This window comes from Streptomyces sp. Ru73 (assembly GCF_002920575.1).
Lineage (GTDB): Bacteria > Actinomycetota > Actinomycetes > Streptomycetales > Streptomycetaceae > Streptomyces.
In genome coordinates this window covers 66021-72483 of sequence record NZ_PQSQ01000032.1, presented here as the reverse complement: position 1 = coordinate 72483, position 6463 = coordinate 66021, and the positions used below count along the sequence as shown (strand labels likewise).

Here is a 6463-nt window from a genome sequence, read left to right as displayed (position 1 = left end):
CGGAGACCGCGCCACGGCCCCTGGCTCCGGCGGCTCCTCCCCCGCCTCCGGCGACGCCGTTTCCCCGGCCCCGGCCGGGACCCGCACGGCGGACCCGTCGCCGGACGCCGGTTCCGGCTCCGCGGTGGCCCGGGTCATCGGCCTGGTCAACGAGGAACGCGCGAAGGCGGGCTGCGCCCCGGTCACCGCCGACAGCGGCCTGACCGGCCTGGCGCAGGACTTCAGCGAGGACATGGCCCGCCGGGACTTCTTCGCACACACCGACCCGGACGGCGCCACGCCCTGGGACCGCGCGAAGACCGCGGGCATCACCGGCCTCGGCGGCGAGAACATCGCCCGCGGCCAGGCCACGCCCGAGGCGGTCATGGACGCCTGGATGAAGAGCCCCGGCCACCGCGCGAACATCCTCAACTGCGAGTACCGCACCCTCGGCGTCGGCCTCCACCAGTCCCCCGGCGGCCCCTGGTGGACCCAGGACTTCGGCTTCTGACCCCGCGTACCCGCTGGTCACCGCGCACCCGCGCGCCCCGCTTGCGCCCTGCCGCCCCGTGAACGGCGGAGTTCACCCTCCGATTCATGGGGGAAATCGCCGAAATCGCCGGGCAGTACAGCTGCCAGACCTGCCGCAGGGCCGGCCCCACCGTGCGCGGGCGCGGGCGCATCGAGCTGATGGCCGTGCTCTGCGACGCCTGCTGGAACGTCCAGGCCAACGCGCTCGCCGAAGAGGAAGGCGCCACCGCCCCGCCGCGCGGCGATCCCGGGCCGGACGACACCGGTTGGTGCGAGCCACCGGTCTGCCCCGACTGCGGCGCACCGGTCGAGCTGCACCCGACCAACTACGACCGCTGGGTGCGTCTGGCCACCCGGGACCGGCCCGCGAAGGACGTACCGCCCGAGCACCGCTGGCGGCTGGTGACCGGCCGCCGCGGCGCCGAGCGCGTCGCCGTACGGCTGCGCGGCATCGTGCCGCTCCCCTCCGAGCCGGTACGTCCGGCGCACCGGGCGGTGTGCCTGAGCCCGGACGCCGGGGCGGCCCCGCCTACCTGACCCGCGGAGCCCGCTGGCACTTCGGGCAGTAGTAGCTCGACCGGTTCATCCACGGGCGGCGGCGGATCGGGGTGGTGCAGCGGCGGCAGGGTTCGTCCTCGCGGCCGTAGGCGTCCAGGGAGCGTTCGAAGTAGCCGGACTCACCGTTGACGTTGACGTAGAGGCTGTCGAAGCTCGTGCCGCCGACGGCGAGGGCCGCGGTCATCACGTCGCGGACGTGGCCGAGGAGTTCGGCGGTGCGGGGGCGGGTGAGGGTCGCGGTGGGGCGGTCGTAGTGGAGCCGGCTGCGCCACAGCGCCTCGTCGGCGTAGATGTTGCCGACGCCGCTGATCAGGGACTGGTCCAGGAGCGCGCGCTTGATCGTCGTACGGCGGCGGCGCAGCGCCTCGTGGAACGCGGCGTCGTCGAAGGCCGGGTCCAGCGGGTCACGCGCGATGTGCGCGATCACGTCGGGGAGGCCGTCGGGGTCGCCGGGGACCGTGGGGTGCAGCGAGAGCCCGCCGAAGGTGCGCTGGTCGACGAAGCGGAGCTCGGTGTCGACCGTGTCGGCGGGGAGGTCGTCGGCGGGCGCGACCCCGGGCGCGGCGGGTGCCGCGTCCGGGACGCTCGCCGCGTCCGTGAAGCGGATGCGGATGCGCAGGTGCTTCTCGTCCGGCGCGTCCTGCGGCTGGACCAGGAGCTGGCCGCTCATGCCGAGGTGGGCGAGGACCGAGAGGTCGTCGGAGAGCGGCAGCCAGAGGTACTTGCCGCGGCGCCGGGCCTCGCCGACGCGGTGGCCGGCCAGCCGCGCCGCGAAGTCCGCGCCGCCCGCCGTGTGCCGGCGCACCGCCCGCGGGTGCAGGACGTCCACCGTGTCGATGGTCCGGCCGCTGACCCAGCGTTCCAGACCGCGCCGTACGACCTCGACCTCGGGCAGCTCGGGCAAGGGATCTCCTCGGAGAGAACGGATGGGTGCCGTGCCGTGGGGCGCCGTGGCCGGCCGGGTTCCAGGCGCTGAGCGAAGGAAACCTCAGCCGTACGCAGCGGCCGCCGGGAACTCGCCCGTACGCACCGGGCGCCGGAGCCCCGCCCGTACGCGCCCCGCACCGGAAGCGGCCGCCCGGTGCCGGGAAAAGGAAACCCCGCCCGGCCGTCCCCCGAGTGGGGCGGGCCGGGCGGGGACCCGCGCGGACGGGCCGCGCGGGGCGAACTCAGCCGGCAGAGCCGCCGGTGGTGGCTTCGGTGGCGGCCTTGGCCGCCGCGTCCGCCGCCGCGCGGATCTCCCGCCAGGCGGACTCCGCCGCCTGCTGCTCGGCTTCCTTCTTGCTGCGGCCGGTGCCGGTGCCGTACGAGACACCACCGACGCGGGCGGCAGCAGTGAAGGTCTTCTCGTGGTCCGGCCCGGTCTCGGTGACCAGGTACTCGGGGACCCCGAGTCCTTCGGTTGCGGTCAGTTCCTGGAGGCTGGTCTTCCAGTCCAGGCCGGCACCGAGGCTGGAGGACTTCTCGATCAGCGGGTCGAACAGGCGGTGCACCAGCTCGGAGGCCGCGTCGAGGCCCTGGTCCAGGTAGACGGCACCGATGACGGCTTCGAGCGTGTCGGCAAGGATGGACGCCTTGTCCCGGCCGCCCGTGCCTTCCTCACCCCGGCCGAGCCGGATGAAGGCACCGAGGTCGAGGCCGCGGCCCACCTCGGCCAGCGCACGCGAGTTGACCACCGCGGCCCGCAGCTTGGCCAGCTGGCCCTCGGGCAGGTCGGGGTGGGTGCGGTACAGCGTGTCGGTGACCACCAGGCCCAGGACGGAGTCCCCGAGGAACTCCAGGCGCTCGTTGGTGGGCAGCCCGCCGTTCTCGTATGCGTAACTGCGGTGCGTCAGCGCACGCACCAGAAGGGCGGACTCGAGCTTGTACCCGAGCCGCCCTTCCAGAAGCGTGTGGGACGAGGCCGTGTCCGCAGACGGAGTCTTCGAGGAGTTCTTCGACGAATCAGCGTCTGACATAGAGCCCGTCACCAGCCGCTCAGACCTCGAGGACCTGGCGCTTGTTGTAGGTGCCGCAAGCGGGGCACGCGATGTGCTGCTGCTTGGGCTCGTGGCAGCGCTCGCACGCCACCAGGGTGGGGACCGCAGCCTTCCACTGCGACCGGCGGTGGCGCGTGTTGCTGCGCGACATCTTCCGCTTCGGAACAGCCACGGCTACTTCTCCTGCTTCTCGTCGACGCCCGCTTCGGCGCCGCCCATGTTGTCCTTCTCGCCGTCCTGGATGGATTCGGCGAGTCCCTGCAGTGCCGCCCAACGGATGTCGACGGCGTCGTGATGGTGGTCCGGGTCGTCCGCGAGCCGGGCTCCGCAGTCGGAGCACAGGCCCGGACAGTCGTCCTGGCACACCGGCTGCATCGGCAGTGCGAGCACCACCGCATCGCGCAGCACGGGTTCGAGGTCGAACAGGTCGTCCTCGAGGAAGAGGGTGTCCTCCTCGTCCTCGGCGTCGTCGTCCTGATCCGCTTCACGGACCCGGGCGTCGGCGTCGGGGTAGGAGAACATCTCCTGGAAGTCCGCTTCGAGCTCACGCCCGACCGGCTCCAGACACCTTACGCACTCCCCCTTCACGGATGCACGGGCGGTGCCTGTGACAAGCACCCCGTCCATGACCGACTCCAGGCGGAGGTCGAGTTCGACCGGCGCACCCTCGGGCACCCCGATGACCTCGTTGCCGAGATCCGCGGGGGCCTCGACGGAGCGGGAGACCTTCTTCATCGCACCGGGACGCCGGCCCAGCTCGCGCGTGTCGAACACGAGAGGGGAGCGGTGGTCGAGGCGGGCGTTGATGGCTTCCTGCTTTCTACGGCGGTACGAGCCGCCCACGCCGCCGTAGCGGTCGTCGGGCAGCACAGATCGCGGACGTATGCGCGACCGAACAGCCAGGATACTGGACGGGCCGCGATTGACCCAATCCGTGCCCGGCGGCCTCCACGGGGGCGGGCCGGCGGTCCCGCGGAGGCTCCGGTCGGCGCCCCGCGCGGCTTCCGTCAGCGCCCCTGCTCGTACTGCCGCAGCTGGTCCAGGTCGATCATGCTGGTGTCGAAGAGGCTGGTCTCGTCCAGCGCCGCCGGCTGCTGGCCGTGGTGGTGCGCGGGCTGCTGAGCCTGCTGGTCGTGCGGCTGCGGGGCCTGGGCCTGCTGCGGGAGGTACGCACCGGCGTCGTAGCCCTGCGGGACCTGGTGGGCCTGCGGGGCCTGCTGCTGCCAGCCGTAGCCGTAGGGGTCCTGCTGGGCGTACTGCTGCGGCTGCTGATAGCCGTACGCGTCCTGGCCGTACCCGGCCGCAGCGTAGTAGTCCTGCTGCGGGGCCGCCACGGGCTCCATGCCGCCGGGCTGCGCCTCGGGGGGCGTGCCGGGCATCGGGGGCACCTGGGGCGCGGCGGGCTGCTGGGCGGCCGCGAGGTCGGCGAGGTACTCGGCGTCGCCGGACTGCGGCAGCCCCGTCGCGGGGTCGGTGTGCGCGGCGAACTGCGCCCCCAGCTCGTCCGTGGGCCGGGCCCCCAGCAGCTTCTGGCGGCCGCGCCCGACCGCCTCCAGTGTCTTGGTCAGCACGGCCTCGAAGGCGCCGAACTTGGCGTCCACGTACGCGTCGGCCCGCTGCCGCAGCGTCTCGGGGTCCGCGCTGCGCTCGGGCGCCTCGGCGTCCGCGTAGCCGTCCTGGTCCAGGCCCGGGCCGCGGCCCAGCAGCTTCTCGCGGCCGCGGTCCACCGAGCCGATGGTCTTGGTCAGTACGACCTCGAAGTTCGCGAGCTTGCTGTCGACGTAGTCGTCGGCCTCGGCGCGGATCTCCTCGGCCTCCCGGCGGGCCTCGGCGAGGATGCGGTCGGCCTCCTCCTGGGCCTGCCGGGCGATCTCGGTGTCGGAGATCAGCGAACCGCGCTGGGCGTGCGCGCTCTCGATGATCCGCTCCGCCTCGGCGCGGGCCTCCTCGACCATCTGCTCCCGCCCGCCGAGCAGCTCCTGCGCCTGCGCGAGCGACCCCGGGAGCGCGGCCCGCACCTCTTCGAGCATGGCCAGCAGCTCGGCGCGGTTGACCACGCAGGAGGCCGACATGGGCATGGACCGGGCATGGCCGACGGTCTCGACGATCTCGTCGAGCTTCTTCTGCACGTCCACTGGGGGCTCGCCACTCTCTGGGGGATGAAACGACGGAACGGGACCGACTGTACGGCCACCCGCCCTCGCCCCGACACCCACTGACGCCCCGTCAGCCGGACGGCCTCATGCCGCTTCCGGCGTCACTTCTCCCTCAGGCGCTCGGTGAGGGCTTCGAAGACGAAGTCCGGCACCAGGTGGGAGACGTCGCCGCCCCAGGCCGCGACCTCCTTGACCAGGGAGGACGAGAGGAAGCTGTAGGTGGGGTTGGTCGGCACGAAGAGCGTCTCGACGCCGGAGAGGCCGTTGTTCATCTGGGCCATCTGCAGCTCGTAGTCGAAGTCGCTGACCGCGCGCAGGCCCTTCACGATGGCCGGAATGTCCCGCTGCTTGCAGAAGTCGACGAGCAGGCCGTGGAAGGCCTCGACCTCGACGTTGCCGTACTCGGCGGTCGCCCGGCGGATCAGGTCGATCCGCTCCTCGACCGTGAACAGGCCCTGCTTGGACTTGTTGATCATCACGGCGACGTGGACCACGTCGTAGAGCTTCGAGGCCCGCTCGATGATGTCCAGGTGCCCATTGGTGACGGGGTCGAACGACCCCGGACAGACGGCACGGCGCACTTCAGGTTCCTCGCTCTCCGGTCCGGTCATGACTCGCTTGCCGACGCGGCGGTCCGCTCGTCCTTCTCGTCGTCCTCGCACGTCGAAGCGGCGCGACCGTACCAAAGCGTGGCCTCGCCGTAGCGGCGGGACCGCAGGCCCTCGAAACCCTCGGGCCAGCGGAATTCCCCGCCTCGGGTGCTCCGCTCCACGGTGGCGAGCGCATCGCCCGTGATCCAGCCCTGGGCACGGAGTGTGAGGAGGATCTCGCGAAGATCGTCGTCGCTGACGGCGTACGGCGGGTCCAGGAAGACGATGTCGTACGGCTCCCCCGCGACCGGGCCGGCGGCGACCTGCTCGGCCTTGGCCGCGCGGAATTCCGCGCCGGGCAGCCCGAGGCTGCGGATGTTCTCCCGGATCGTCCGGGCGGCCTTCGGGTCGGCCTCGGCGAGCAGCACGGCCTCGGCGCCCCGGGAGAGCGCCTCCAGGCCCACGGCGCCGGATCCGCCGTACAGGTCCAGCACCCGGGCGCCGGTGAGCGGGCCGTCCAGCGCCTCCCAGGTGGAGAACAGGCCCTCGCGCGCCCGGTCGGAGGTCGGGCGGGTGCCCGTGCCCGGCGGCACGGCCAGGCGCCGGCCGCCGGCCACGCCGGCGATCACGCGGGTCATACGATCTTCGTCCTCAGCTGTGCGGCCCATGC

Annotated in this window: 9 protein-coding genes; 2 read left to right on the top strand and 7 right to left on the bottom strand. The window is 72.8% G+C overall.

Annotation, left to right across the window (positions count from 1 at the left end; genetic code table 11):
* Positions 1–490 (top strand): CAP domain-containing protein (locus tag C3486_RS16620; RefSeq protein ID WP_258052814.1); only part of this gene is annotated, 490 nt, incomplete at its 5' end.
* Positions 491–576: 86 nt separating this feature from the next.
* On the top strand, positions 577–1047 hold the full coding sequence (locus C3486_RS37300) for a DUF6083 domain-containing protein (protein WP_181138576.1): 471 nt from the start codon (positions 577–579) through the stop codon (positions 1045–1047).
* Here C3486_RS37300 and mutM read toward each other — a convergent pair.
* The 7 genes from mutM to rsmD form a co-directional block, all read right to left on the bottom strand.
* Positions 1040–1972 carry a bifunctional DNA-formamidopyrimidine glycosylase/DNA-(apurinic or apyrimidinic site) lyase gene (gene mutM, locus C3486_RS16610; protein ID WP_103833481.1) on the bottom strand — a complete coding sequence of 311 codons (933 nt, stop codon included), beginning with the start codon at positions 1970–1972 and terminating at the stop codon, positions 1040–1042. The two genes, C3486_RS37300 and mutM, sit on opposite strands and share 8 nt — an antisense overlap.
* Before the next feature lie 265 nt (positions 1973–2237).
* Positions 2238–3026: a ribonuclease III gene (gene rnc, locus C3486_RS16605; RefSeq protein ID WP_103833480.1), complete on the bottom strand. Its 789-nt coding sequence runs from the start codon at positions 3024–3026 to the stop codon at positions 2238–2240.
* Positions 3027–3045: 19 nt separating this feature from the next.
* Entirely contained in the window at positions 3046–3219 is a 174-nt protein-coding gene (gene rpmF / locus C3486_RS16600; RefSeq protein WP_028802425.1) for a 50S ribosomal protein L32, read from the bottom strand.
* 2 nt (positions 3220–3221) lie between these two features.
* Complete coding sequence (locus C3486_RS16595) at positions 3222–3854, bottom strand: DUF177 domain-containing protein (RefSeq protein WP_181138577.1); 633 nt, start codon at positions 3852–3854, stop codon at positions 3222–3224.
* Positions 3855–4054: 200 nt separating this feature from the next.
* Positions 4055–5182 (bottom strand): ATP synthase F0 subunit B, encoded by a 1128-nt coding sequence (locus tag C3486_RS16590; RefSeq protein WP_103833479.1) that lies wholly within the window; start codon positions 5180–5182, stop codon positions 4055–4057.
* A 122-nt stretch (positions 5183–5304) separates the two neighbouring features.
* Positions 5305–5784: a pantetheine-phosphate adenylyltransferase gene (gene coaD / locus C3486_RS16585; protein ID WP_308461248.1), complete on the bottom strand. Its 480-nt coding sequence runs from the start codon at positions 5782–5784 to the stop codon at positions 5305–5307.
* 26 nt (positions 5785–5810) lie between these two features.
* Complete coding sequence (gene rsmD, locus C3486_RS16580; protein ID WP_103833477.1) at positions 5811–6431, bottom strand: 16S rRNA (guanine(966)-N(2))-methyltransferase RsmD; 621 nt, start codon at positions 6429–6431, stop codon at positions 5811–5813.
* Between the last annotated feature and the right edge of the window lie 32 nt (positions 6432–6463).